Here is a 25,723-nt window from a genome sequence, read left to right as displayed (position 1 = left end):
AAGGATAGGACCAAGTCCATAAAGGCATTTAATTTTAAAAAAGAGTAGTATTGCCTAGATACAGAAATAAAAAAGACTGCTACAGTAAAGCAGCAGTCTTTTTAGATTCGTTTCAGCTAAATTGAATTAGCCAGCTACTACCTTATTCACAAGGTCAGCCGCTTCTTGAAGCGTTACTGCAGAGTGAACAGCTAGACCAGACTCATCAATAATTCCCTTCGCTTTATCGGCTCCATTTCCCTGAAGGCGAACCACGATAGGCACATTGATGTCTCCAATATTTTTGTAGGCATCTACCACACCCTGAGCAATGCGCTCACAGCGGACAATACCACCAAATACGTTGATCAAGATAGCTTTGATAGCTGGATCACGCAAGATAATGCGGAAAGCATTTTCTACACGCTGAGCATCTGCAGTACCTCCAACATCAAGGAAGTTGGCAGGCTCTCCACCAGAAAGCTTAATGATGTCCATAGTCGCCATAGCCAAACCAGCACCGTTTACCATACAACCTACGTTTCCGTCCAATTTAACGAAATTAAGGCCATACTTTTTAGCTTCTACTTCTGTAGGATCTTCCTCTGTTTCATCATTCCAATCTGCCAAATCTTTATGACGATACAAAGCATTCTCATCTAGAGATACTTTTGAATCAGCCGCAACGATTTTGTTGTCAGAAGTTTTGAGACAAGGGTTGATTTCTACCAAAGAAGCATCGGCACCAACGAAAGCAGCATAAAGGCTGTTTACAAATTTGGTCATGCTCTTATAAGCAGCACCACTAAGGCCCAAGTTAAAGGCGATGCGGCGCATTTGGAAACCTTGTAGGCCCAAATGAGGATGTACATACTCTTTATGTACAAGATGAGGCGTCTTTTCAGCCACCTCTTCAATGTCCATTCCACCTTCAGTAGAATAAACGATTACATTACACTCCTTGGCCCGGTCAGTTAGGATACTCATGTAGAATTCATTGGTATCCATTTCACCTGTTTCAGGATCGGGGTAATACACATCTTCTGTTAGTAGTACCTTACGAACCAATTTACCAGGACCTTCAAGGCCACCTGGAGTTTGAGGCGTTTTTAGCATCATACCTAGAATGTTATCGACATGCGTCTTGATCTCATCTAGGTTTTTAGCCAATTTAACTCCTCCGCCTTTGCCACGTCCACCTGCGTGAATTTGTGCTTTAACAACAGCCCAAGTGGTTCCTGTTTCTTCTTGGAGCTGAGCGAAAGCTTTTTCGGCATCTTCTTTTTGCTCAATCAGCACGCCTCTTTGGATAGGCACACCATAGCGGTTGAGGAGCAATTTTGCCTGATATTCATGTAGATTCATTACAATTGGTTGTATTAGGTTAGCAATAGAAGTCTGATACAATTGTTGTTGCCCAAAACTAAAATATTTCGGCTGCTTTTCAAAGAAAGGATAACTTTAATTTACAGCTTTTATCTAATTTCCTCTATATAAAACGCCCTTCTTTTATGGCCCTAAATCAAATTAAATCACTAGTTTAGGGGTCTATATTTTTTATCTTTTCAATGCTTTCACCCATGAAAAAAATCTTATTCCCCGCCTTATTTCTCCTTTTTTTAGCCTGCCAAGGCCCAGCTCCAGAAAAAGAAGTACAAAAAGCCCCTAGCCCTAAGGAACAAGCCGAGCCAGCCCCCTCCAAAGAAGAGGCCGCCCCAAACAAAAGCCTAAGCCTTAATGCCTATAAATCTGGCGAACAAGAAACTAAGGTACTTAGCGAAAATGGCTGGCCCAGTAAAGAAGGCGAATCGGTAATTTGGACAACTGCCGAGCAATCGGTCGCTATTCGCTACAAAACGGAGTTTCAGCCAGGCGGAATCTCAGAGTTGCTGCATTTTCAACTGCAAGATAAAGCAGGACAGCCCCTTGGTCCTCCTCTCCTACTTTATATTGGCGAGTATAGCGATAGAGATGCCCCAAGCAGCATTATCCGTAGCCAAGCTCAACTAAACTTGAGCTCTGTGGGCCTAGTTTATGACTTTCAGTCTTATGAAGAAAATCTAGATACAGAAGAAAAAACCATTTTACAAGAACGCAATAGCCATTTCCTCTTTGGCGGCAAAGAAGGATTCCAAGAGAAAAAATAAGGAGCGTACAGGGCCGAAGGCCCGCAGGCCTAGGGATGTGTAGGGGTGGCCGTAGGCCAGACCAAAGCCGCCAAAGGCGGCTGCAGGGCCGAGCAGACCTGCGAGCCCCGAAACGTAGCGCCGCAGCTTGCTGCGGAGGCCCCAAAAAAAATCCATCAAAAAAAGAAGGGCTAGCCAAATTATCGGCAGCCCTTCTGTTCGTTTTTAGAATCGGTTTCGGGGGTCATCAAATGGTCGGTCCAAAGGCTCTTTGAGCAGGTCCGTTTGGGCCATAAGCTCAATCGGCAGACTAAGCACAAGATGATCTGCGGCCCCATCGCCTTTTTTGCGGCTCAATACCGCTCTGGTTTTTGAGCTAGCCGCTGCATAGTCCTCATCTGTGGGTAAAGGCAGGCCTTCTTGCAACCAATTGGAGGGATCAAAACGCTTGTAAGCCACTAAAAACTTATAAACCATTTTGGCCTTTTTGTGTGTCACAGCCAACTGTCGGCTATCAAAAATTGGCGGATAGGTTTTTAGCTCTCCAATATCTACTTGCAACTGATTATTTTTGGCCGTTTGGGCCTCATAGGCTGCAAATTCGGTGCTGCCCAAAGGCGTTTTGCAAATGATTGAATAATCATAGCCCAACAACAAGGTAGAAGCAAAAATTGGGCTGGCCGAAGAAGAAGATTGCTGCCGCAAAATCATGCTGCTCATAAACTCTTTTTCATAGCCCCCTTCTGCCAATAAGTAGCTCAATTTCAGGGACTCTACTTTACGGCCCTCTGCATCTTCCCAATAATAAAAGGGCGATTGATCTTGCGTACGGACATATAAAGTCTGCCAATTATTTTGCAACTTAAAGCTCAGGCTAAACTGATAATCGGCCAGCATATTTTTAACTCCCGGATGGGGGTTTTCTAGCTTTTTGAGCTGCTCCCAACGGCTAATGCTCCGCAATTGGGCCAAAACGCTAAAGGCCGACTTATCCAAAGTATTGGGCGTTCCTTTAGTGAGAACTATTTCGGGGTTTTTGCCGTCACAAATATAATAACGGCCATCATAAATACGAACTTGATAGGGCGCCTCTGGCCCAGCATTCCAATCGATAAATTTACGATAGTAATTGGCGGCGGGACTTGCCTCAATTTGCTGCTTAAAGGGGTTCTCAAAACCAGCTTCGGGCAACAAATAGGCCTTTTCGCCTAGGGTCCAAAGCATGAGGGCAATTTGTTGCTGCGCCTGCATGGCATCGGGTACCCAAAGGTCTTCTAGATCTAGTTGCTCGGCCACTTTGATGCTATCTCCAGATTCATTGAGGAAAAAGCCATTGCCAGAGCCTAAGTTGATTTTGAAAAAGGCCTGCCCGCTAGAGCGGCTCTGATTTTGCTGCCAAGCCGTATGCAGTCTGCTCCAAAGACTATCCTGATTTGGGCCATTTTCCTGCGGCTGGATATAATCGCCCAAGTTTAGGCTGCGGAAAACTGGCTTTTTGTAATAGACAAACTCAACAAAAGCCTCGGCTTGCCCTTTAGGGTAAAAGCGGAAATTTCCATTTTTCAGCTCAATGATATAGCTGGCCTCCGCCTGATTTTCGGTCAAATGTGGATGCAAGCTATCACTCACAATCACTTCATAACGGTTGCTCATGGGCAAGTGCAGCAGAAGCTGTTGGCTGCTGTATTTTGGGTCCACAAAGGCTTTTAATCCAGTGGTTGAACTGGGAGGCGCCTGCTCAAACTCCACCACCGAAGCCTCGGCCATCACATAAGTGATGCGGCCATCAAAGACCAAATTGGGGCGGGCGGGATCATAGGCTTTTAGGGGAATAGATTGGCCTTGACGCAAAACGGGCAGGCCCAAAAAGGCCCCCATATCAATTCGCCATTGCTGACTCTCTTTTTTATAAATGAGGTTAACTTCTCCCTCTTTTTTGCTCATTTGTCCACCCAAAAAGCGTTCGTAACGGCGGCCAGCGGGACCTTTTACATATAAACTGGGCGATTGCTCAAAGGCGCCATCAATGCTCAGTTTTGCTTGGTTGAACAAATCGTGATAAGAGATATCGCCCTGATATTTTGAGAGAATTTTGAGGAGTGTATTGGTAAACACCCCACCTTTTTGGCCATCTGCATGCCGAATTTCGTAGGCGTACTCTCCTTTTCCGCAGGCCGACATATGAATTTGGTTGCCTTCGGGATAAGCCAGTTCAAAAGGGGGCTTTTTTCGGCCTCTAGCAGTTGGTTCGGCAGAGCGGCGGCTTCCTCGGCCAAGGCTACGGCTTGTACTAGAGGTCTCCTCGGCTTCTTTCATGGCCGAGCGGGCGGCTTCATCAAAGAAATCCATTTCTTCTGCTTTTCGATATTGGCCCAATTGCTCGGGCTCGGCGGGGACCATACGGGTTTGGACCAGCAACTCCTCGCTGCTATTTTCTGTAGGCTGCTGTTCGTCTTCCTGAAGTTCGTCAAAGAGGTCCATACCGCCATCGCCAAAGTCAAAATCGGGGGCTTCGGGCTCTTCTTCAACGCTCATTTCTGTTGTATTCACGGGCTCTTCCTCACTAATTACAGCTGAAAGTTCCTGCATTTTCTTTTCCAAATCGCTACGAGTTGCTCCGGCTGAATGGCAACTATCCTGCACAAAAACAATATCGATTTGCTCTTGGCCCGCCTGCCAAATTTGGCGAATCAGGAAGCGAATTTCTTTGTCCAGTACATCCTTCACCTTTTTGCCGTTCTTCATAGAGCGAGAATCTGCTGCCACCAAAGTTTGCAACTGCCCTGTGGGCTCCTTAAAATAAGGGTGTGCTTTTTCGGTAGAACCATGGCCTGCATAAAAAAGAAAAAAGGTATCGCCTGCTTGCACTTTTTGCGTATAGCTTTTTAGGCTAGATAAAATCACATTTCGGTCAGGAGCTTGAACCTGATTAAAATCGTATTGATATTTTTTCAAATTGGCGGCGATGCTCTCCTTTTTACTTTCTGAGGGGCTCAGCAAAAGCTGGGGCTCAAATTGATATTTATTTTGGTCCAGATTTCTGGATAAATACTTAAACATAGACAGGGCATCGTTCACACAACCGTTCAGGGAAGTTACGGCGGGGTTATAGGCATCGATACCGATAAAAAGGGCATGGAACTTTTGGCTCATAGGAATATTAGATTTTTTATTTATTGTTTTGGGGCTGCCCCGCCCTGCGGGCGGGTCGGGCTGTGTCGTGGCTCGCAGGTCTGCTCGGCCCTGCAGTTTTTCGCTACGCTCAAAAACTTGGGTCTGCGGCTGCGCCGCCCCACTTTCCATCCCTCAGCCTGCGGCCCTTTGGGCCTGCAAGACGCAATTTAGTTGCTGCCTAAAGCTTGTTTTTTGGCGGCTGAGGTCAGCTTACCATAGCGGGCTTTATAGGTCCGAATAATTTGGTCGGCTCTTCGTTTTGGGCTATTGCTTTGGCCGATATAATCATTTCTAGAGTTGACGACTTGATTGAGTACGGTCGTTGCTTCTGTATTTGTGGGGTCCATTTCATAGGCTTCTCTTGCCAACTGAAAGGCCAATTTGGGGTTTTTATCTTTATCTAGGGCATAATGTGCTTTAGAGGAAAGGATGCGGGATTGGCTTTTTTGCAAGGAAGCATCTCTATTTTTGAGTTCTTTTTCTTTCTTTTCAATTTTCTCTTGCAATTTATTGCTGCCGCCTTGTTTATTTATTTCTTCTAGGCTTCGGGCTCTAGCTTTGAGGGTTACATTTTCCTTGGTTACGGTTGCTAGGGCTTGTTCTAGGGAGTCTCTAGAGGCTACTAATTGTTTGATCAACTCTTCTTTTTCTTTTTCTGAAATTTGGAGCAGTCCTTCGCCTTCTTTTAGGTTGTGGGCCAGAGAGTCTACTCTTCTTTGCACAGACTGCAGGCTATCTAGGGCTTTATTTTTTTCTTGATTAAACAACTCTAAACGGGCTCTTGTTTTTTCTACGGCTCCCCAGCCTCTCATGGCCCAAATAAACAAAGCGCCTAAGGCAACAATAATAAAAACGGTAGAGCCTACGGTCCAATAATATTGTCGTTTAACAGCATTTCGAGATCGTTTAATAAAGTCTATCTCTTCTTTGGTCAAGTTAAGTTGTTTGAGGTCCTTACAACTTTTGCTTATATAGGCTAGATCGTCTTTAGTCAGGAAAGACTTATTTTCTACAAAGTAGAGATATCGTTCTTTTACGAAGTTACGTATCTTTAAGTTATTTTTACTTTCATCAGAGGCCATATCATAGATAGCCTTAGCCAAAGTATCATGGGAGAGTTCAAATTTCACAGCAAGATATTCTTTTTGAGCGACCAATTAAAGGAGTCTATTTTAACAATGGGGCGAGCAATGCCGATGAAGGCCTAGCGCTGTGGAGGGGTGGCCTGAAGGGCCAGACCCAAGTTTTTTGAGCGCAGCGAAAAAAACTGCAGGGCCGAGCAGACCTGCGAGCCCCGCAACATAGCGCCGCAAGGCGAAGCCGCGGCGGAGGCCCCAAAACATCATTCTTCTACTTTTTCTAAGGCGATATTTAGCTTCAGTTTAGGTTGAATTTTGATAGCTTGTTCTTTGGGGATGTAGCCTTTTCGTTTGACTTCTAGGATAATATTTTTCTTGGTCAGGTCTATGGGGTGTAGGACCAGATTAAATTTAAAAAATCCTTTGGGGTCGCTACGGACCTCGGCGCCCATAAAGAAAACTTGGGCATTGGAGAGGCCTTGGCCATTTTCGTCTTTAACTTGGCCCTCGATAAATAGGCTAGCGTAGCCAATTTCGAGTTGGGCGGTACCGCCTTCTGATTCGGGAGGCAGGCGTTTAATTTTGAGCTTACCATTTTTGGTAATGGCTTTGCGGAAAACCTCATTTTCTTTTTTTACTTCTTCGGTTTTTTTGTGTGCCATAGCGGCTTCAGTTTTGGCCAAAGAGGCATTATACCAGCCCCAAATGGCAAAGGGGGTCATGATGAGGGTGGCGCCCATTAGGATAATTGCATTTTTGCGCATTCTATTTTGGCGCTCTTGGCTGTCTAGAATTGCTTGGCTTTTGTTAATAAAGGCATGTTCTTCGGCCCGAAGGTTTAGCTCTTCGAGAAAGGGGTGAATGAAAGAGAGTTCGGCTTGGCCGAGGACCATATTTTCATTCATTTTGTAGTAGAAATAGCGATTTTGGAGCATACTAAGGGCCTTCATCCGGGCTTTTACTTCGGCAGAGGTTTTCTCATAAATAATGAGGGCGAGGCTATCGTGTACAATTTCTACTTTCATATTGGGGAAGTTTTATTCGTTCAATTCGCGAAGGATGCGCATTTCTTTAAAGCGAGAGATGCAGAAGTCGACCACCTTGGGGTCAATGTTCTTTGCTCTTTTCAACTCTTTTTTCACATTATCGAGTTCCACTGCCTGTTTTGTCCCATTATCTGTGACCATAGTAAAAAGAATATCCATGGGAATGCCTTTTTCGGAGACGCCCATTTCATTTTGCAATTCTTTTTCTAGTTGCCTCAATTGTTCTTCAAGGAAAAAGGCCATCACATTTTCGAGATTGCCACTTTTTTTGAGTAATTCCATATCAAAGCGAATTGGGCGATCTTCAGCTCCTCTTCTTTCGACATCTAGGCGATAGAGTCGGTCTAGATAAACTTGCAGGGTGGCCAAATCGACCTGTTTATCTTTACCTTTTACTTTTTCGATCATTTTTTGGAGCAATTCCTCTTTATCTTGGACCTCAATTTTAAAGGCTTTGAGGGTATTAAGAATAACCCCCTGCAAATTTTTGAGGCTCATGCGTTCAATGCGCAGGCGGTTATCCCAGAGGCTGGGATAAATATTCTCAAACTCGGAGAGTTGGGCGATATATTCCTCTCTCATTGAGATAATAATCTTAACATTGAGATCTCGCTCTTCAATTTGATAGAGCAGCTCGAAGAAATCCTCTTGTTCTTTGCGGCTACCCAGAATAAAAATCTCTTCAAACTGATCAAAGATCAGGTAGATCGGCTTATAGTAGTCGAGGTACAAAGAATGTAAAAGGTGGATAGAATTGCTTTCTTCGGGTAATTTTCTTACGGCATGTCGATCTAATTCTTGTTTAATCGACTGCATAATATGGTCGCGGCGCCGGATAAAGATGGGGAGCCAATCGCTGGCTCTAAACTCATTTCCTAAACCACAGTTAATCAGGCTGGTTTTCCCAGTTCCGGAGGCTCCATATAAGAGGACCACATTGGTTTCAAAGAGGCGGTCATAGAGCTCTTGTGTTTCTTGTTCACGGCCAAAGAAGATATCTCGATCGGATTGATCGTAGGCATCTAGAAATTTAAACGGACTTTTTATCTGCTTCACCATAGGGCTACATCTATATTTGAAAACTGCGTGGGCGATGAATGGAATTTGGTTTGGGTTTATCGGCTGAAGTCTTCTTCAAAGAGTGAAAACAATTCTTTGAGGATATCCAATGGGCTTTGTGGTTCCTCTTCGTTTCTTCTTCGGTTTCGGGAAGATCTTCTTCGGCGATCGCGCCCCCCTCTAGCCGCTCTGGGCTGTTCGCTGGCAGTCGTTAGTTGGTCTTTGGGTCGTTCATGCACTCGATAAATAGAGTAGACGGTACTAAAATAGCGAAAATCTTCTCCTTCTCGGTAGGCGTAGGTAAACAGCTGTTGTTCTGTGGCTCGATCTTCTGTCATCCCTTCGCCAAAAGCATTTTTATCAATGATAAAGGGAGAAAGATTGAGAAAATCCTTAGGATCTTGCATATTTCGGCTTAAAATGACCGAAGCATTATTGGCGTAATCCTTATAGGATCGAGCTTGCAGGGCCTTACTCACGGCCAAATCATTTACTTTGGCATTGAGACGAGCGATATAGTGGTCAAACTTAGGATCTTGATAGCGATAGCTAATCACTCGAATATCTCGGATGGTCAATAAATCATAATTGACTAAAAAAGCAGCCTTAATCAGGATCGTTGACAAAAAGTATTCGCCATCGGCACAAAGCTGCGGCAATTCTGCTGCCAATTGTTCGGGCGTTTGCTGCCGAATTTTGGCTCGTAGCGACTCTAAATAGAGGTAGGCATCATAAAATTCTTTTTTCTCCTCAAAGGCCCGACGCATATCCCCAAACTCCTCCACAAAAAGGGCCTTATTTTCTTGCTCTAATAGCTGAACAATAGAAATAAAATGCTTGAGATAATCAAAGTGCTGATACGTTCGGGCATCATGATGCAAAAGGTCCATGAGGTAAGGCCGCACAGTAATATTGCTCTTTCGTTTTTCGTCCCAAAGCTGAGAAAGCGCAATATAATAGAGAAATTGCGTGGTATAGACATAAGTGCTCAGCAACTGCTCTAAGCGCTCCATCGATAGTTCATCTATGGCTGATTCTTTAGAGAGGAGCAAACGCACTTGCACCCCAATGGGCCAAGGAAAATGCTCTATGATCAGGGCCAAGGACAAACGGTCATCCGATTCGCCGCTAAAAGAGTCTTCGGCCAAAGGTTTGAGCTTAGGATCATAATGACACATCTCATCAAAAACATCCAGCATATAAGTATTTACAGTATAGTCTGGATTGGCTGGTGGTGTAATGCCCGTATCCGTCACATAAGTAGGCAAACTCCAATCTAAAACAGCTCTAGCCTCTTTATTTAGGAACAAGCCCCAAGGCATGGTTGCAGAACGGTCAAATTCCTCGCCCTGAATAAAAATTCGGCCCTTAACGCTATCTCCAAAATTAGTACGCGAGCCCCCCACGGCAAATTGAAAAGCCGAATCAATAGTGGAACGATTGGCTAGGGCGCTGTAAAAGGTTTCGGAAAAAAGCAAGGCTTTATTGTCTTCTATCGCTACAGCGGTAGCAATTACGGCCTTCACCCCTTTTTCCAACAAATAATCTACCTGGGCTTGCGTAGAGCAGCCATTGAGAAATACAAATTTAAGATTGGGCAATTGGCCCAACAACTCCGCCAAGCCCAGCGCTTGGGCAGTACCTCCATCAAAATGTAGGCTGCTGCCATCGGCATGGCCCGCATAATGAAAAACAATAATGCGCTCCTTAAAACGATTGAGGGCCTTGATCAGCTGAGCTACATTGACGTTCTCCTCTCGGTAGAGTTCTATGCTGCCCTGATCATGAGCTAGGCTCAAAATATCATTGAGGCGGCTACTCTCCTCTTTGAGTAGATCCAAATGCGCATCTTGCTGATTGGCAAAGTTGAGTAAAATAACTGGACGTTCGTTCATGATAGTCTGTAGAGTACTAGAAATTCGTACAATTAAAGGCGTTTATTATAAAAGTAGCTTTTTTGCGCTTGCAGCCCATTGATCCAATAAATCTTGCGGAATATTGAGCTCTTGGGCCACCGCCTGATAACTTAAATGTACTATTTCCTGATAGCTATGCACTCCCGCCTCTTCCAATTTGGCTTGCCAAGCGGGACTCATACCTTCTATTTTAGATAAATCATCTTTTTGTTCTTCTCCCAAAAGCTCGTCTTCTGGAATGCTGCCGTAAAAACCTTCTTGATTCAAGGCTTTTTCTGCCAATTGCAAAGCCGATTGCATGTCTAAGGCTTGACCTTCATCTACCAAAATTTCTTCTTCTTTTGGCGCCAAACCTCTGGCGGCTGGTTCTTCTTCGGGCAAAAGCGCCAGTTGTTCTTCCAACTTGGCCATATCTTCTACCACTTCTTCTTCGGCTTGTTCTAAGGCGGCATTATCCTGGGCCATCAATAAAGCTTCTTCGGCTTTTTCTTCTATAGATAATTCTTCTTCGCCTAAAATTACCGCTTCTTGCATGGGCGCAAAAAATCCTTCGGCCTGCATGCTTTCGCTGGCTCGGCTAAGGGCGGCATCCATCTGCGCCGCTTCTTCCTCAGAAATTTCGATGTTATCTGCTAATGCTCTTGTTTGAGGCGCTTCTTCCGGAACCTGGGCCAATTGTTCTTCCAATTTGGCCATGTCTTCAATAAAATCAGTTTCTTCCTGTTCTATTTCCATATTGGCCGCCGCCAAGTCTAAGGCCGCTTGCATTTGCTCTTCTTCCGAAAGCGTTTCGCTATTATCGGCCTCTAAAATGACCGCTTCATCAAAGGCCTCAAAAAATCCAGCTAGTTGCATGCTGCTTTCGGCCTGAGCCAAGGCGTCTTCTAAGGCTGCTGTTTCTTCGGCTTCCAATTCTATAGCAAATTCGGCTTCTTCTTCTTCTTTATCCAATGAAATTTCAGCCAGTTTTTCATTCAGTAGTTCTTCGTCTTCTACTAAATCGGCTTCTGGAATTTCTTCATAGAAATGCGCCTCGGCCATGGCGCTTTGGGCAAATTCAAGCAGCTCAGCAATTCTTTGGTCCAGTTCGGGATCCTCCCGCAAAGTTTCCTCCTGAAATTGGTCCAATTGCTTGAGCTGACTCTCCAATTCTTCAAAAGCTTCTTTGAGCTGCTCATTTTCTTCGGCCAAAATATTAGGCTGCTCGGCCTGAGCCGCCAATTCATTCAAAGCCTGACCCAATTCCGTTTGCAAGTCTTCAATTTTGCTTTTGCGCATTTCCAACTCTTCTTCCACCCAATGCAAAGCCGACTTCTGCTCTTCATACTGACGCAAAAGGGCTTCTCTTTCTTCCTCAATCTGTTTCATCAAGGCTTTTGAGCCATCAATTTCTTTTTGCGCCTTGGCCTGAATCTCTTCCGCCAATGCTTCGGCTTCTTTGGCCCCCAAACTTTCGCGCTGCGCATGTTTATAGAGCTGTTTTAACTCCGCCAATTCTTGTTCAGCCGCTTTTTTAGCCTGTTCTGCAGCCGCCTTAGCTTGCTTCAAAGATTTTTCTTGTGCACTTAAATCCTGCGCCATTTTGGTCTGTATCGCCAGCGCTTTCTCTCTTTTGCGCTCTTCTACTTGCAACTGACGCAATTCGGCAGACAAAACCTGTAGCTTGTCTTCCGCTTCTTCCTGCTCTTTGCGCTGCTTGAGCAATTCTTCATTCAATTGCGCCAATTTGCGTTCATAACGCTTTCTTTGCGGTCGCTGCACAATCAGCCACCAAAAGAATAGGCCCAACAAAAAGCTGAGCAATAAAATAAAGCCAAAGGCTAGGCCTTGACTAGAGCTGTCAAAGCTAAAAAGGTTGTTGAGGGCTTCTTGAAAAGTCATTTAGTTCAATTCAATGGTTGTCCAATGGAGAAACCCTAAAATATAAAGTTTTCTTAGAAAAACACTGTTTTTTTTCATCTCCTTTTCCCCAAATAAACAGATGCCTTTTATTTTCAGCCGCTTTTTCTCTGCCTTCCAATTTTTTAGGGCCACTCTATTTTTTATACCTTATATATAGTATCCCTTTTTGTTGTTTTGTTTTTTTTGGGGCCTCCTGCCTACGGCAGGCGCTACGCTTCAGGGCTCGCAGCTCTGCTCGGCCCTGCGGCCTGACGGCCTTGGTCTGCGGCTGCGCCGCCCCCTTTCGCATCGCTAGGCCGCTCATCCATTTTTTTCAGGCCATTGTTTTTCTTCGGCGGTTGGAGGCGGTTGTTGTTTTGTTTCCCATAAATTTTCATAGGAACCCCAGGGCCAAGGCCCTAGGCTAGCTAGAAAATTATCATCCCCTCATTCGAGGGGATTTTTTTTGCGGTTGTGGTTGGGCAGTTGTTTTTTTTCTTGGAGCTAAAATGTTTCCCATTTTCCAGCAAACAAGGGCTTCAGCCCGCCAGTTTGCATAGACAATCAACCATGGGCTTCAGCCCATGGCCCTAAAATAACTCCACAAAAAATTCAGGGGTAAAACAATTGCTATTGTTTCTGCCACAAAAATTTCATAGGAACCCCAGGGCCAAGGCCCTAGGCTAGCTAGAAAATTGTCATCCCCTCTTGCGAGGGGATTTTTCTTTGGGGGTGTGTTTGGCGGTTGTTGTTTTTCTTGGAAAAATAATCCTACACTAAAATTCAGGAATGAAAACAATTGCTATTATTTCTGCCCTGGGCTGAAGCCTAGGCTTGCTGACTTGAGCGAACTAGCGGACTAAAGTCCTTGTTCGCTTTTTGGGGGCGGTTGTTTTTTCTTGGTGGTTTTGGATCCATTAGTTTTTTCGCCGCAGAAAAAATCCATTCATCGCCTAGGGACAAGCCCCCAGGCTAAGTTTTTTTATCAACCCTCTAAAGAGGGCCTCTTTTTATTTTGTTTTTTTTAGGCTTGAGCCTAATTGAAAGCCGCTATTTGAAAGGGGTGTTTTCTTGACGGTTTTCTAGAACAGTGGGTTAAAACCCACAGCAACAAGGGAGGATATTCTACATCCAAAAAAATGAGCCGATGGTTAAAACCATCGGCCCATGAAAAATCTTGATTGTAGCTGAGAATTTTAATTTTCAGCTTATTTTTTCAAATTTGTAAATTTGAATCTACTATAACTAAAAATCTATACTTGATACTTGTTAGAAAAACAACTAAAAGATAGAGGACTTGAACCTCTTCCTCCTGAATTCCTAATAGGAATGTACTATTAGGGACTCAGGCATGCTACCTTTACACTAATCTAATAGCTGCTGAGACCAAATATAAGAAATAATTACTTAACATTTAAGTTTTTTCTATTATAAAGAAAAATTTTATCAGATGTTGGTCAATTTTAATAGCTAACCATCTAAAAAATTTAAGGTATTTTTTAACATCCTTGAAAGGCAACTTTGAAGGATTTGTCAATAGACCATGGCTTATTTTATTTCTTTTTTCACGTATTTCATCAAAAACAGCACTTATTTTTTGACCAGAACAACTTTTACCTTCTGGAATTTTTGAATTGATATCAAATAGAAATAATTCTTCAAGTAACTTGGGGATTTCATAGCTTTTAAAAGACTTCTTATAGACTTTATTTTTCAGGTCATTAAGTAAAAAAGAAGAGAACAAACTACTTGTTAAAAAATGGGGACTATCTATTTCTTCTTGGACAACCTTACTGTGCTTTTTATATTGAAGTTCTTTTTTAGGATCATATGGTTCTTTAATCTTTTTCATGGATTCGTATCCTTGATCTCTACGCCTACCCCAATGCTTAAACAGAAAGTCCCTTAATTTAAGGTGGAGTTTCTTCAGGGAGGGGAACTAGCTTCCCTCTCTAGAGAAGATGCTGAAGAAAAATATCTTGAGGAGTTTTATATCCTAAAGAACTATGAAGCCTGTGATTGTTATAATAATTAAAATACTCTTTAAGTCCGTTGTGTAAATCTAAACCATTTTCATAAGCTCTCAAATAAATATGCTCATATTTTACGGTACCACCATAATCTTTCTACAAACACATTATCTAAGGCTCGGCCTTTTCCATCCATACTGATCTTAATTCCTCTGTTGAGCAACTCAGACGTAAATTCTAGAGAAGTAAATTGGGCGCCTTGATCGGAATTAAATATTTCAGGCTGCCCCCATTTCCAAGCTTCGTCCAGAGCTTCTAGACAAAAACGCTTATCCATGCTGTTCGAAATCCGCCAGCTCAAAACATATCGACTATACCAATCCATGACAACGGTTAAGTACATAAAACCCGCTTGCATAGGAATATAAGTAATGTCAGTTGCCCAAACTTCATTTGAACGGCTCACTTTTAGGCCTCGAAGTAAATAAGGGTATTTCTTATGACTTTTGGCTGATAATGAGGTGTTTGGCTTGGGTAAAACAGATCGAATATTCATCTTTTTCATCAAGCGAGCAACTCGTTTTCTGTTGCAAATCAAGCCTGAGGCCCTTAAATACTCGGTCATCCTAGGGTAGCCCCACTCTGGATGTGACAGGTGAAACTCATCAATTTTACGCATCAACTTTAAGTTTTCTGCACTTTCGCCCACTGCTTGATAATAGTATTTTGATCGGGAAACAGACATTAACTCACATTGCCGAGCTATGCTAAGTCCTTCTAATACTGCTATTTGGCTCAGTCTTAACGCTTCATCACATTCCCCTATATTTTTTTTTAAGCCAGTCCAGCTCAAACTGCAACTTGCCTATTTGCTCATATAAACGGGCTTCTTTTTCTTCATCAGCATCCACTTTGGGGCCTCGCTTTTTTTCATAAAGCAAAAAACTATTGGCTAAAAGCTCTTTCTTCCAGGCCGATATTTGATTTGCATGTAGCTCGTATTTTGTCGCTAATTCTGCCAAGGTCAATTGATCTTTTAGCGCTTCTAAGGCTACTTTTGCCTTAAATTTAGAACTGAAATTACGACGTTTCTTTCTCATCTCTTTTGTAATTTAGTGCTTCATTATACGACTTTTTTCTTTCATTTTTCCACCTTAAACTACTGTCCTAATTTTGGGGGTAAGGGCACTCCTTTATTTAAAGAATCCATCTTTTTCAAGACCTCTTGACTTCTACTTTTTATTCGCTTGTAATAATCATGTCCACCATGAAAATCAATTAGCTCTTCTAAGACATCCATAAAGTACGCCTCAAAAAAACTAAACCCACTTATCAACATATATTTAGACAAATTAAATTTGTGCTGTTTTTTTAGTTTTTTAAACCTTTTATGAGTAAGCTTTTTTTCAAAATTTTCTTTGTCGTTGACAATAGTAAAATAGTTTTTTGGGATCTCTTCTCTCTTTTCATTTTTTATTGACTCGACTGAATCAAAATTTTTTATCCCATCAAAAGTTCCAGCCCCCTCATAGAGTTTAAAACTTTTACCTAACTGATTAACCGCTTGTAATGTTAGAATGCCAAAGTCGATAATGCTTTGCTGTTCTGTTTTTAATCGTTTAAATGACTCTGTATGTGCGAGCATATATCTTTTTTTTAGAAGTTGAAGACCCCTCAAATTAAATTGAGCCCTTGGCCAACTTTAACACTTACAACTATTCTAGTTACTTTATCTATATTGGCTCTGGTCGCCATTATTTTTTTTTTGATAAAGCTGTTTGCTGTATTCACCCATGTGCTATAACACCTGTAGTCCCAACTTCTATGGTACCATACCTCAAATATAATCTTTTTCTCTCTAAAAAAAAATTCCCCTTCAGTCAGCTAATTTTCAAATCATTAAAAAACTTTATCACAAAAAGCCGCTATTTATCATACCTAATTCTAATATAGCCCTCCAATAGTTAAAACTATAACGTTCTTGTCTTTGCTTCGCTTGATTCTCAGCTATCTCTAAAAAAACTGCCTTAGCTAGTCCCCCCCCTTGAGCAGATTTAAATGCATCTTCTAGTTCACTAATTACATTATGACTACTTTCTTTAAATCTTCTCAATAAATGCATCGTTTCATAAGATTTCTCAAGCTTATTAAACAACGTTTCTGAAATGTTGCCTTTAGAATTGTCTAAATAAAACTCCACTACAGGTATATTATTCTCTACGTTAATATTAGTATATAAATACTGTTCATCTGGCAGATGATCTAAATATGGGTTTAATAGCATTTCTGCTGGGTCCCAACTATCTTTTTTATAACTATTGCACTCCGAACAACACGGAATTAAATTGATAGGATTAGCTGAGAACTCTGGAAACTTTTTTTTAGGTACAATATGGTCTAATGTATTTACAGTGTTAATTGTACAAAATGGACAAATATTATTAGTCCTTCCGTTTTCTAACTTTATCAAGTCATTATTTAATTTTTGAAAAAGCGATGCTTTATATCGATACAATTTCAACAAATCTTTTTTTGACTGTCCTTTGAAACATGAAGGACCTAATTGGAACAAAGTATTAAGGTCAAAAAATTCTTTATAGCCTTTAAATACTGGATCCATTCTTGGCTCTAGTGCAACTAATCGATTTTTATAGTTTGGATCATTTTTAGTTTTATTTTTAGACTCCACGACTTTTTTGTAAAAATCAAAGCAATTGCCTGTGTATGACTTCATGTTTCTCATTTCAATATGCTTTTCAAGTAAATTTGCGCATTTAAACTCAATGGAATATCATCAGATTCTAATAAGTCTTTAATTTTAGTAAAAGAGTACCCATCATCTACTAAAGATTGTAATATTTTTTTGTACTGTTTAGGTATATCCCTATTTCCAAAAACATTTTCAGTTATATCATTTAAATTGGCCCCAAATGTTTCTATATCTAACTTCCTAATATTCAATACTTCACTTTCTCTATCAAAAACAAGTACATTCTTAGATAAAACTTCTCTGACTATCAAAGGAGAATGCGTCGCCAAAATACAAAAGGACTCAAACTCATTTGCTAATTCATAAATGGAGTTGACCAATTGAGAAATAGCATTTGGATGTAAATGTGTCTCTGGTTCATCAAAGACAAGCAAAGAATCAAATCTTATGTGTGCAATTACTTCTGATAATACATATAACAATATGCTTTGCCCCGAACTTAACAAATCATCTATCTCTTGAATATTAGAGTGCTTATTCTCTTCTGAATTAAAAACGTTATCTTGAATTTTAGTCAAGATTTTTTCATCTAAAAAGTTACTTAAGATTTTAGTCCATTTAGGTTCGCGCTTTAAACGCTTAATTTCTGCGCAGGAACGAATAAATTTTTCTTGTAACTCAATTTTTTTGATATGATCTCCACTAGCATCTTTTAAACCGCAATAAACATAATTAAATGCATATGATTTACTTGGTATATCAAAAGAATCAAAAACACTGTACGATATTGCAATAACTTTACTGAAAAAAGGTACTCCATTTGGGAATGCCTCTCTATTTTCTTTAGCAATATCTCTTGGTAGACGTGAAATAAATTGTGTTTTACCTACGCCATTTTTTCCAATCAGAGCATATACTCTATTAGGAAACACTCTATGATTATTAAATTTAAAACTCGTTATTGTCGTATCCCCCCCTTTAGGCTTAAACTTATACTCAAAATTGTAAAAATTTAATTTGTTCAGTCCCTTTATAATCAACGGAATCTCTCGTTGTAATCGCTCAACTTTATTATTTCTTATTAAAGAATTTATATACCCTATTTTGTCCTCAAATTGCTCTCTTATCAATGGAAAGAATGCTGCATCTTTTAGCGCAAAAAGAATTGACTTAAAATCAGAATTAGTCTGTTCAACTATTTTTTTCAAATTCAAGTAATAGTCCTCGGACTGCCCTAAAGAACAAAAATTAGAATTTAACCCTGAAAATTTTTCAGGCATTAGATTATGAACCCATCCACCGTCCGAATCTATATGCAGTACTTTAATACTTCCAACAGAAATACAGTTACTTGAATCCATATAGTATTCTACGGTAAAACTACTCTTATAACTATAGTCATCCCAACTTAATCCTTTTAGGATAAAAAAAGGATATTCTAGCCCCTCTTGTTTTAGAACTTCTTTTTTGTCAGCACCAGACTTTACTATATAAAACTGTATAGTATTATCAACAGGAAAACCATATTTCAAAAGCAAATATCGATAACCTTCTGGTTCTAGGTAATTTTGTTTTTGAAAAAAAGCTCCTTCTTCATAAAGGAGTGGAGTTAATAATTTTTTTATTTCTTGTATTTCACCATCGTCTGCTCTAAAGTTTGAGTCTAAAATTGCCTCTACAAAAGATTTAAATTTTAGGTCATCCTCAAATAATCGTAGTCGTTCTATAAATAACTGATCTAAATTCCAGTCATTAAAAGAGTGATAATGTGTAATAATGTCATCTCGAGCAGTTGTATATCTAGAATCTTCTGACTCCATTAAGTCTAGATCCCAAACTAAATCTAAAAAGTCAATAATTGAGTTCTCTCTTCTTTCTCTAAATGGATCGTCTAGTCCTTTTAAAGCCTCAAATACCTTTTGTTTGAAACTAAGTGAAAAATTCATCTCAATGCTTTTTTTATAAAATGTAGATTAAGCCACCATATCAAGTACTTTGAGCCTAAAAAATACTTTAAATCATCTACAATATAAAAATTTCCCCCCTATTGATTATTAAAATTATTTTGGAATAAAAAATTGTAAGGCTAGCCAAAAAAGCGGCAGAAAAAACCCTAAAGTTTTTCTGCCGCTTCTTATTTGAAAGCCACTAATTGAAAGTCAATTATTTTTCAGCATAAGTTCCTGATGTAATTCTAATAGCGATGACTAATGTAGCTAGGCCCATAGCTACTGAACTTATAAAACTCCAATAATTTCCTAACACATCCGAATCATTAGAATAAAGTAAGTCCCAAGAAAACCAAGCTAACCAACAAAAGAAAATAGTAGCAAGAAAGCTCAAGATTTGCCAAAATTTAAGGGCTGTTGCCGTTTGTTTTTTAAGATATCTATTTGCATAATAGAAAAATGCAGCAGAACCCGAAATAGCAATTACCCAAAATAGAATGGCTAGAAAAGTACCAAAATGTTCCATAAACTTTAGTTTTAGTTTGTAATAAGCACAAACTAAAAGCTCAAGCGTCTAGCCTATCTAGACGATAAAAAATAAAACAAAAAAAGCAGCCCTTTCGGGCTGCTTTTAAAATTACTGCCTCAGCAGTAAATCAGTAAGAAATGGACTAGAGCGTAAGGCGATGCGCTTGCACTTGAGCAATCATATCTTGCAAAGAAGTTTGATTGCGGCTGAGCTGATCAACAGCGCTTTCCAACATAAGTTGGGCAACGGGACCAAAGCGCTCCATCTGATCACGCACTTTGAAGAGGCGATAATCTACAGTGGTTTTGCGGTCGCTAATTTCTTCATGCTGGGGAGTACCCGCCTGAAGCGTAGGCAGAAAGTTATCCAACATTTGCTGCTCGTTCAACAAGCTTTGCTCATCTACTTTGAGGTTGACGGCCTTGTCGCTGTTTTTTTCGCGGCGCAAAATGCGGCCCTGCAAACGATAGTTTACAGCATCCAATTCAGTTTGAAGCTGGGCTTCCAATTCATCACACTCATCAGTAGTCGTGATGACAGAAAAATCATAAACCATAATTTTATAGGTTTGAAGGTAAAATAATTGTAGCTCTCGCTATGGGGATTACTACATAATTCAATAAGAACTTTTTCTAAATGTATTATACGTTATATAGTAGGGCCAAAATAATGCTGTGCGACAAACACAGCTCTGGGCCATCTACAAAATAAAAGTCATTTTTCGTTGCGATTCAAGTACATAACTGAGCTCTCAACAAAATAATTGCATCAAAAGCCAAAAAAATTTATTTTTTTATGTTGATGGCTAATATTTCCTGTTTTTAATAAGTAGTATATGTTATACCATCGAACAAAAATAATAGTTTGTAGGATAGAGTGCTATGGATCATCTACAAACTAAAAGTCATTTTTCGTTACGATTCAAGTATATAACTGAGGTCTAAACAAAATAATTGCATCAAAGCCCAAAAAAAATTATTTTTTTTGCCTGCCAGTTATTTAGGCGGCCATGGCCAATGTTTTTTGGCCCTCTTCCTCTTCTTTAGGATATAAAGCAGCTAGACCAGCTAAATATAGACGGTAATAAAGGTCAATAAATTTATTGAGCAGGGCTAGCGGTCCCTCATAAGTCGATAAACTAAAGTTATTCACCGCATCCTCCTTTATATTTGCTTTTTGGGGCAGCTCTTTTTGAGATTGTCCCTGCAATAGGCCCAGCGCCAAGAGTTGCTCATATAAATAGGCCAATTCTTGCAGCTCCTGCATAATTTCTTGAGGTTGGCCCAAAGCCTTAAAAATGAGGAGAAACTCTGCAAACAAAAATTTTCTGCGGCCAATAAACTCCTCCAAACCCGCCGCCCGCAAACGCTTGCGCAAAGTAGGATAAGAAATGCCGTAAAACGCCTTGAGCATCTTTTTGCTGAGCTTATAGTCCTGAAGTTTTTGGTCGAGCTGCATAGTCTTTCGTTTTTGTTGTTAGATAAAGTTATAGATAAACTTTTGTGTATGCAAGTTATTAACGCAATAATATTTAGTTTTTTTATGCTGAGGGTGAATTCATTAGCTTTTTAGGCACATTTTTTCTAGTTTATGCGAAGCGGGAGCATTTTTTAGCCCTAACTATTTTTAGGACTGCTCCTCCCCTTTCAATTAGCAGCTTTCAATTAGTGAGGGCGGCAAAAAACGACTTGTTTTTTGCCGCCCTTTTTTTGGTCAAAAAAAATAATTCGCTTTCATTTTTAGGGCTTAAGGACGATAGCATAGAAAACAAATCTCTTTTTTTTATAACTTCCTTTTTTTCTTTACTTTTAAACAAGCAAAAGATAAGACCCAAGCCAAAAGCAATCTATTTTGCTCAGCGGTCCTTGGCCTAGCGATGGGGAGCAGTGCGGCGAAGCCGCAGACCAAGCAAAAAACTTGTTTTTTTGCGCAGGGCCGAGCAGACCTGCGAGCTGCGGACCCTTTCTATTACCCACTTTTATTTTATGTGATCTGTCCAAGCATTTTGGCCGTGTCATACATAATGTAAAAACGCTCAAGTCCTTTCTCTACTTTTTTAATGGAAGCCGCATGTTTTATTTTCTTTACAATACCATCAAAGCCTCCGAGCGAGGCTATGACCCAGTAGGCCCAAGCCATTGATTTAGAGTTAAATGGATTACTATTGTAAGGGCTTCTTTTTTCTCCGTCTAGATGTTCTACAAAAATAGTCTCGAGAAAATCAACCTCTTTCTTAGTAAAAATAGTAAGCGCTGAAGTCTCATTATCTTGGTTTAATCCGGCCTCTCGTAGCCTAAGGATCTTGTCTGATGCACTAATTGCCATAAGTATCATTTTGCGGATGGCGCCTCCATCTCTTAAACATATGTTTTCAATATCAAAGCCATCTGATTTTAAATATTTAAAGTATGTTTCAATTCTCCACCGCTGTTGATAGCAGTTAAGTAAATCTAAAAGCTCTTCTTCTGTGTCTACAGACTCGTTGGTAAACAGCCGCCAATAGATTCCTTCTTCTTCTCGATCTTCTTTTTTAGATAGGGATTAGGGAAAGCTTTAGTAGGGTCAAAAGCCTCTATAACATTTATATACATTGGCTCTGGTCGAGGTTCGCCAATTATATATTTTGAAGATTTTGGAACCTTTAATAGGGTCCTTGTCACACGAACTTTTAGCTGTATTCCTTGTAGGTCTTTACGACTAGTTTCAAGGGGTACGTTTGTACTTAGACGGGCTACTTGGTAATCGAATAGATTGATAAGGGGGACGTTCTTTTTGTCCTCTAAAATAGCTGTTCTCCTATGTTCCTTAGAACGAATCAGGTATTTTATATTATGCCGATTAAGACATTCCATCATAGGATATATATCTGCTTCTCGATCACAAACATGTAAAATATCTAATTCTGGATTCACTTTTTTAACTCTTTATCGGAGTCTAGCATAGATATCAACCAACGTGTCTTTTCCCCTGCAAAGGGCCCTGAATTTCTATTCTTTTTCTTTACAAGTAACTCTATCTTTATCTCTAGAATATAAATCTGCACTTCCAATGCATTGAAAACTAGATGTATCTCGATCGATCACTATGCTTACATGACCAAAAACAGATAAATTGGATTCTCGTCCTCCGGGACCTAAACCTTCTTGGTTCTTAATCCAATTCTTCCTATTATTATAGCTTATTTCTGTAGTATCATGTGGTACAATTACTCGCTGTTTACCTCCTTTCGCTAATGCTTGATGACAGCTTTAATATATTCCTCTTGGATATAATCCTCCGTAAAGGTTGCATTGACTAAAATAAACGGTAAAGCATCTTATGCTCTGCAGCTTGTTTTTCCTAAATTCTTAATTTGCGTAGAAGGATTATCTTCTAACATAGAATAAAGCTTTAATATATTGTTTTTAGTTTGCTTATTCATTTTTTTGGGTAGCTGCTGAGATCGTCATCATTTTAGCTTATTTTTGAACAAATTTAATCCTTTTTTAAAAAGTGGGTAATAGAAAGCTGCGGACCGTAGCGGCGCAAGGCGAAGCCGCAGCGCAGGCCCCAAAAAAAATAGACAACACTACCATTCTGACAATTTATCCTTTAGTTTTTTGGCCTTAGTAATATCCAAATCAATTTCTTTTAAGGCTGCTGGCGACCATAAGGCTAAACTTTTTTGATGAAAACGCTCCTCTTTTTTCCAAATGTCGGCATAAGTCTCTCTATAAAGGGCTTTCATTTTTTGCTCTTCTTCCTCATATTCAAGCTGCATCCGATCGCGAAATTTCTGATAACGCTCTTCTTGCGATAATTTATAGGCCTTCATTTTTTCTTGCAGCTTGAGATTGATCTTTTTTAAAGCCGCTCGATAAGCAGCAAACTGTTTTTTAATGCGTTCTTTTTCCTCTGGATTATTTTTTTGGGCCAAAACAGCCTGCTGTTCTTTTTTATCCAAAATTTCTTCCGCCCGCCAAAGAGTCCGAACATTTTGCAAGGCCGGATGCACCGCCTGAATTAAATGGACCACTTCTTTTTTAGCCGCAGTTTCAAACTCCTTTTCTGCGGTCAGTAGTTCTTGGTAAGTTGCAGCCAAGGCCTCTTTCTTTGCTTCCCAATCCAATAGAGCCACTCCAAACTTCTTTTGCCAACTTAGCCGATGCTTTTGCATGCTTTTTTTAATATTTTCTTGCAAAACCTCCTGCTCTCTAAGCATTTGTTTTTCTCGATGCTCCAAACTTTGAATAAGATCGTGTATGCTATTTTGTAATTTTTGACGCGGATAAGCCCCCCCAAATAGCAGCCCAATAAACAGAGAAATAATGGACCAGGCCACAAAAAATAAGAAGATCAAAAAAGCAAGCCGATTTTGCCCCATCTCTTCTAACCAACTCGCAAAAGAGGAACTGATGAAAATCAACAGCATGCGAAGAGAAAACGTAATAAATAGACCAATCAAAATATTCAACAGCCAAACTTCACTAACAGCAGAGTACTTCTTTGCTGGATCGGCCTGCAAAAACTGCTTAAAATGAATGGGCGTTTTCCAATCTATAGCCATGCGCAAAGTCGGCGATAAAGACAACTCTCCGCTTGCATACTGATTTAAATTGGGTAAAATACTTTCTAAAGCGGGCAAGCGATAGGCCGCAAAAGTCTGCGCTCTCATTTTTTTCTCAAAAGCAGTCCGCAATTTTCCATCTTGCATTTCTTGCAAGATCATCCAACACCATTTCTCTGCATTAGGGCGAAGTTCGGGCGATTTATGTCCCTCTACAAAAGCTAACTGAAACAAATCTCGAAACGCTGCCGAAAAGCTATGATAATTTTGATGCGGTGGCGGAACAGATGAAAAAAGTTGATCCGCCTTGGGATGATGAACAAATAAGCCGGCCTCAATTTTTTGATGCAAACTCGCTAGGTTTTCCCATTTCCCCTTGGCCGAGGCCGCAAAAGGATGAATCCCCAATAATAATTTGTAAATAATAACGGCCAAAGCAAAATTATCCCAACTAGGAGAAAAATAATTACTTCTTGGCTGCCGATAATATTCTGGCGCCGCATATTCTGGCGTAGTTACCGCCGCTTTAAACCGCAATTTTCCATTTTCAGAAACTTGCAGCGAGTCCACATCCACAATAGAAATTTGCCCATCGCTTTGCAATAAAACATTTTCGGGCTTAAAATCAACTAAAACATATTTTTCCGATTGCTGCAAACGATAAAGCGCATTGGCTAGGTTAAAGGCAATGCGCAGGCGAAATTCTCGGCCCATTTTAGACGATAAAGCAAAACGGCCCCATTCTTCACGCATTTTTTTGGGCAAAGTAGGCAAACAAAAAAGCTCTAGCTTTTTTCCACTGACCATTCGCATAATAAAACCAACGGCCTCGCCCCGCTCATTTTCTACAATATCTTCGGGCCAAACAAAACTCGGCTGCTCCTCCGGCCGATAATGCGCCAAAGGATCTTTTAATAAAAGCCCAAGCTTCGCAATTTTTTCTTCCGTCAATTTATGCGGATGATAAATTTTTGCTACCCGATCTTGATAGTTGTTTGGCGTTCTAATTTTAAACAACTGCCCTTCTCCCCCAGCCGCAAAAGCTTTGCTGGCCAAAATAATTTTGTCTTTGCGTTTACTTAAATAAAGGCTTTGCATTTACTGTTGTTTATGGTTCTAAGCCCTGCATTTCTTGCACAGAAAACTGAACAAGCGCATCCGCAGCAGCTTCTCGATAGGCCAACAAATGTTCGCTTTGCATATGCTGCTCCCAAAGCGCGCGACTTTCCCAAAGCTCATAAATTAAAAATGAATTCGGATCTTTAAGGTCCTGATTTAAGTCATAGGTTATACAACCTTCCTCCAAACGAGTAGCGCTTACCAATTTAAATAATTCTTCCTTAATAAATTCAACTTTTTCGGCCTTCACTTCTAATTGAGCGACAATTGTTAATTTTTGTTCTTTCATCAGTTCTTTTTTTAAACGTTTCCCCAAACTAAGCGAGAATAAACACTTTGGCAAATCACTGCCCTTTTTTAGGATTTCTTTTTTAGGGGCTGCCCCTGCGCTTCGCTTGGGTCGGGCTATGTCGCAGCTCGCAGGTCTGCTCGGCCCTGCGTTTTTTTTCGCTGCGCTCAAAAAAACTGGGTCTGGCCTGCGGCCACTGCTATCTATCCCTCAGCCGCTCATCTAATTTTTTTAGGCCATTGTTTTTCTTCGGCGGTTGGAGGCGGTTGTTTTTTGGGGACCAGTGGGTTAAAACCCACAGCCATACAACAATTCCATTCTACATCTATAGTGCGGAGAGGATTAAAATCC

19 protein-coding genes and 2 pseudogenes are annotated in these 25,723 nt (G+C 40.5%); 1 reads left to right on the top strand and 20 read right to left on the bottom strand.

The genetic code is table 11. The annotated features are described in order from the left end of the window. Positions 1-126: 126 nt before the first annotated feature. A complete protein-coding gene (gene sucC / locus SAPGRDRAFT_RS16155; protein ID WP_002660301.1) occupies positions 127-1,344 on the bottom strand; it encodes an ADP-forming succinate--CoA ligase subunit beta in 1,218 nt (405 codons plus the stop codon). Positions 1,345-1,559: 215 nt separating this feature from the next. On the opposite strand from sucC, the gene SAPGRDRAFT_RS16150 reads away from it, so the two are divergent. Then, positions 1,560-2,126, top strand: coding sequence for a hypothetical protein (locus SAPGRDRAFT_RS16150; protein ID WP_002660300.1), 567 nt, complete (start codon positions 1,560-1,562; stop codon positions 2,124-2,126). A 204-nt stretch (positions 2,127-2,330) separates the two neighbouring features. On the opposite strand, the gene SAPGRDRAFT_RS16145 is transcribed toward SAPGRDRAFT_RS16150, so the two are convergent. From SAPGRDRAFT_RS16145 to SAPGRDRAFT_RS16050, 19 genes and pseudogenes are all read right to left on the bottom strand, one after another. Next, positions 2,331-5,258, bottom strand: coding sequence for a caspase family protein (locus SAPGRDRAFT_RS16145; protein ID WP_156001966.1), 2,928 nt, complete (start codon positions 5,256-5,258; stop codon positions 2,331-2,333). A gap of 188 nt (positions 5,259-5,446) precedes the next feature. Further along, positions 5,447-6,409: a hypothetical protein gene (locus tag SAPGRDRAFT_RS16140; protein WP_002660297.1), complete on the bottom strand. Its 963-nt coding sequence runs from the start codon at positions 6,407-6,409 to the stop codon at positions 5,447-5,449. A gap of 212 nt (positions 6,410-6,621) precedes the next feature. After that, positions 6,622-7,383, bottom strand: a complete 762-nt coding sequence (locus SAPGRDRAFT_RS16135) for a carboxypeptidase-like regulatory domain-containing protein (protein WP_002660296.1) — start codon at positions 7,381-7,383, stop codon at positions 6,622-6,624. A 12-nt stretch (positions 7,384-7,395) separates the two neighbouring features. Beyond that, positions 7,396-8,463, bottom strand: a complete 1,068-nt coding sequence (locus SAPGRDRAFT_RS16130) for an ATP-binding protein (RefSeq protein ID WP_002660295.1) — start codon at positions 8,461-8,463, stop codon at positions 7,396-7,398. Between the two features lie 56 nt (positions 8,464-8,519). Then, entirely contained in the window at positions 8,520-10,358 is a 1,839-nt protein-coding gene (locus SAPGRDRAFT_RS16125; protein WP_002660294.1) for a CHAT domain-containing protein, read from the bottom strand. 45 nt (positions 10,359-10,403) lie between these two features. Next, complete coding sequence (locus SAPGRDRAFT_RS16120; protein ID WP_002660293.1) at positions 10,404-12,260, bottom strand: hypothetical protein; 1,857 nt, start codon at positions 12,258-12,260, stop codon at positions 10,404-10,406. A 1,414-nt stretch (positions 12,261-13,674) separates the two neighbouring features. Further along, complete coding sequence (locus tag SAPGRDRAFT_RS16110) at positions 13,675-14,112, bottom strand: HEPN domain-containing protein (RefSeq protein WP_002660292.1); 438 nt, start codon at positions 14,110-14,112, stop codon at positions 13,675-13,677. 100 nt (positions 14,113-14,212) lie between these two features. Beyond that, a pseudogene (locus SAPGRDRAFT_RS23910) lies at positions 14,213-15,330 on the bottom strand (IS3 family transposase). A 59-nt stretch (positions 15,331-15,389) separates the two neighbouring features. Beyond that, positions 15,390-15,875 carry a hypothetical protein gene (locus SAPGRDRAFT_RS16095; RefSeq protein ID WP_002660291.1) on the bottom strand — a complete coding sequence of 162 codons (486 nt, stop codon included), beginning with the start codon at positions 15,873-15,875 and terminating at the stop codon, positions 15,390-15,392. Between the two features lie 267 nt (positions 15,876-16,142). After that, positions 16,143-16,973 (bottom strand): HNH endonuclease, encoded by an 831-nt coding sequence (locus SAPGRDRAFT_RS16090; protein ID WP_002660290.1) that lies wholly within the window; start codon positions 16,971-16,973, stop codon positions 16,143-16,145. Then, positions 16,970-18,886: an AAA family ATPase gene (locus SAPGRDRAFT_RS16085; protein ID WP_002660289.1), complete on the bottom strand. Its 1,917-nt coding sequence runs from the start codon at positions 18,884-18,886 to the stop codon at positions 16,970-16,972. The genes SAPGRDRAFT_RS16090 and SAPGRDRAFT_RS16085 overlap by 4 nt, the downstream gene beginning before the upstream one ends. A gap of 217 nt (positions 18,887-19,103) precedes the next feature. After that, positions 19,104-19,415: a hypothetical protein gene (locus SAPGRDRAFT_RS16080; protein WP_002660288.1), complete on the bottom strand. Its 312-nt coding sequence runs from the start codon at positions 19,413-19,415 to the stop codon at positions 19,104-19,106. Positions 19,416-19,560: 145 nt separating this feature from the next. Further along, positions 19,561-19,974 (bottom strand): hypothetical protein, encoded by a 414-nt coding sequence (locus SAPGRDRAFT_RS16075; protein WP_037350393.1) that lies wholly within the window; start codon positions 19,972-19,974, stop codon positions 19,561-19,563. A 443-nt stretch (positions 19,975-20,417) separates the two neighbouring features. Then, positions 20,418-20,876, bottom strand: a complete 459-nt coding sequence (locus SAPGRDRAFT_RS16070) for a hypothetical protein (protein ID WP_002660287.1) — start codon at positions 20,874-20,876, stop codon at positions 20,418-20,420. A gap of 525 nt (positions 20,877-21,401) precedes the next feature. After that, positions 21,402-21,743, bottom strand: a complete 342-nt coding sequence (locus tag SAPGRDRAFT_RS23615; protein ID WP_051018637.1) for a hypothetical protein — start codon at positions 21,741-21,743, stop codon at positions 21,402-21,404. 45 nt (positions 21,744-21,788) lie between these two features. Beyond that, positions 21,789-21,836, bottom strand: a pseudogene (locus SAPGRDRAFT_RS23840) (hypothetical protein); the annotation flags it as partial. Between the two features lie 53 nt (positions 21,837-21,889). Then, complete coding sequence (locus tag SAPGRDRAFT_RS23605) at positions 21,890-22,330, bottom strand: hypothetical protein (protein WP_051018636.1); 441 nt, start codon at positions 22,328-22,330, stop codon at positions 21,890-21,892. Positions 22,331-22,986: 656 nt separating this feature from the next. Beyond that, positions 22,987-25,062, bottom strand: coding sequence for a protein kinase domain-containing protein (locus SAPGRDRAFT_RS16055; protein ID WP_002660286.1), 2,076 nt, complete (start codon positions 25,060-25,062; stop codon positions 22,987-22,989). A gap of 10 nt (positions 25,063-25,072) precedes the next feature. Next, complete coding sequence (locus tag SAPGRDRAFT_RS16050) at positions 25,073-25,372, bottom strand: putative quinol monooxygenase (RefSeq protein WP_002660285.1); 300 nt, start codon at positions 25,370-25,372, stop codon at positions 25,073-25,075. Positions 25,373-25,723: the final 351 nt, after the last annotated feature.

Source organism: Saprospira grandis DSM 2844 (genome assembly GCF_000275825.1).
GTDB lineage: Bacteria > Bacteroidota > Bacteroidia > Chitinophagales > Saprospiraceae > Saprospira > Saprospira grandis_A.
The sequence above is the reverse complement of the archived record's forward strand: the minus strand, read 5'-3'. Positions and strand labels throughout refer to the sequence as shown.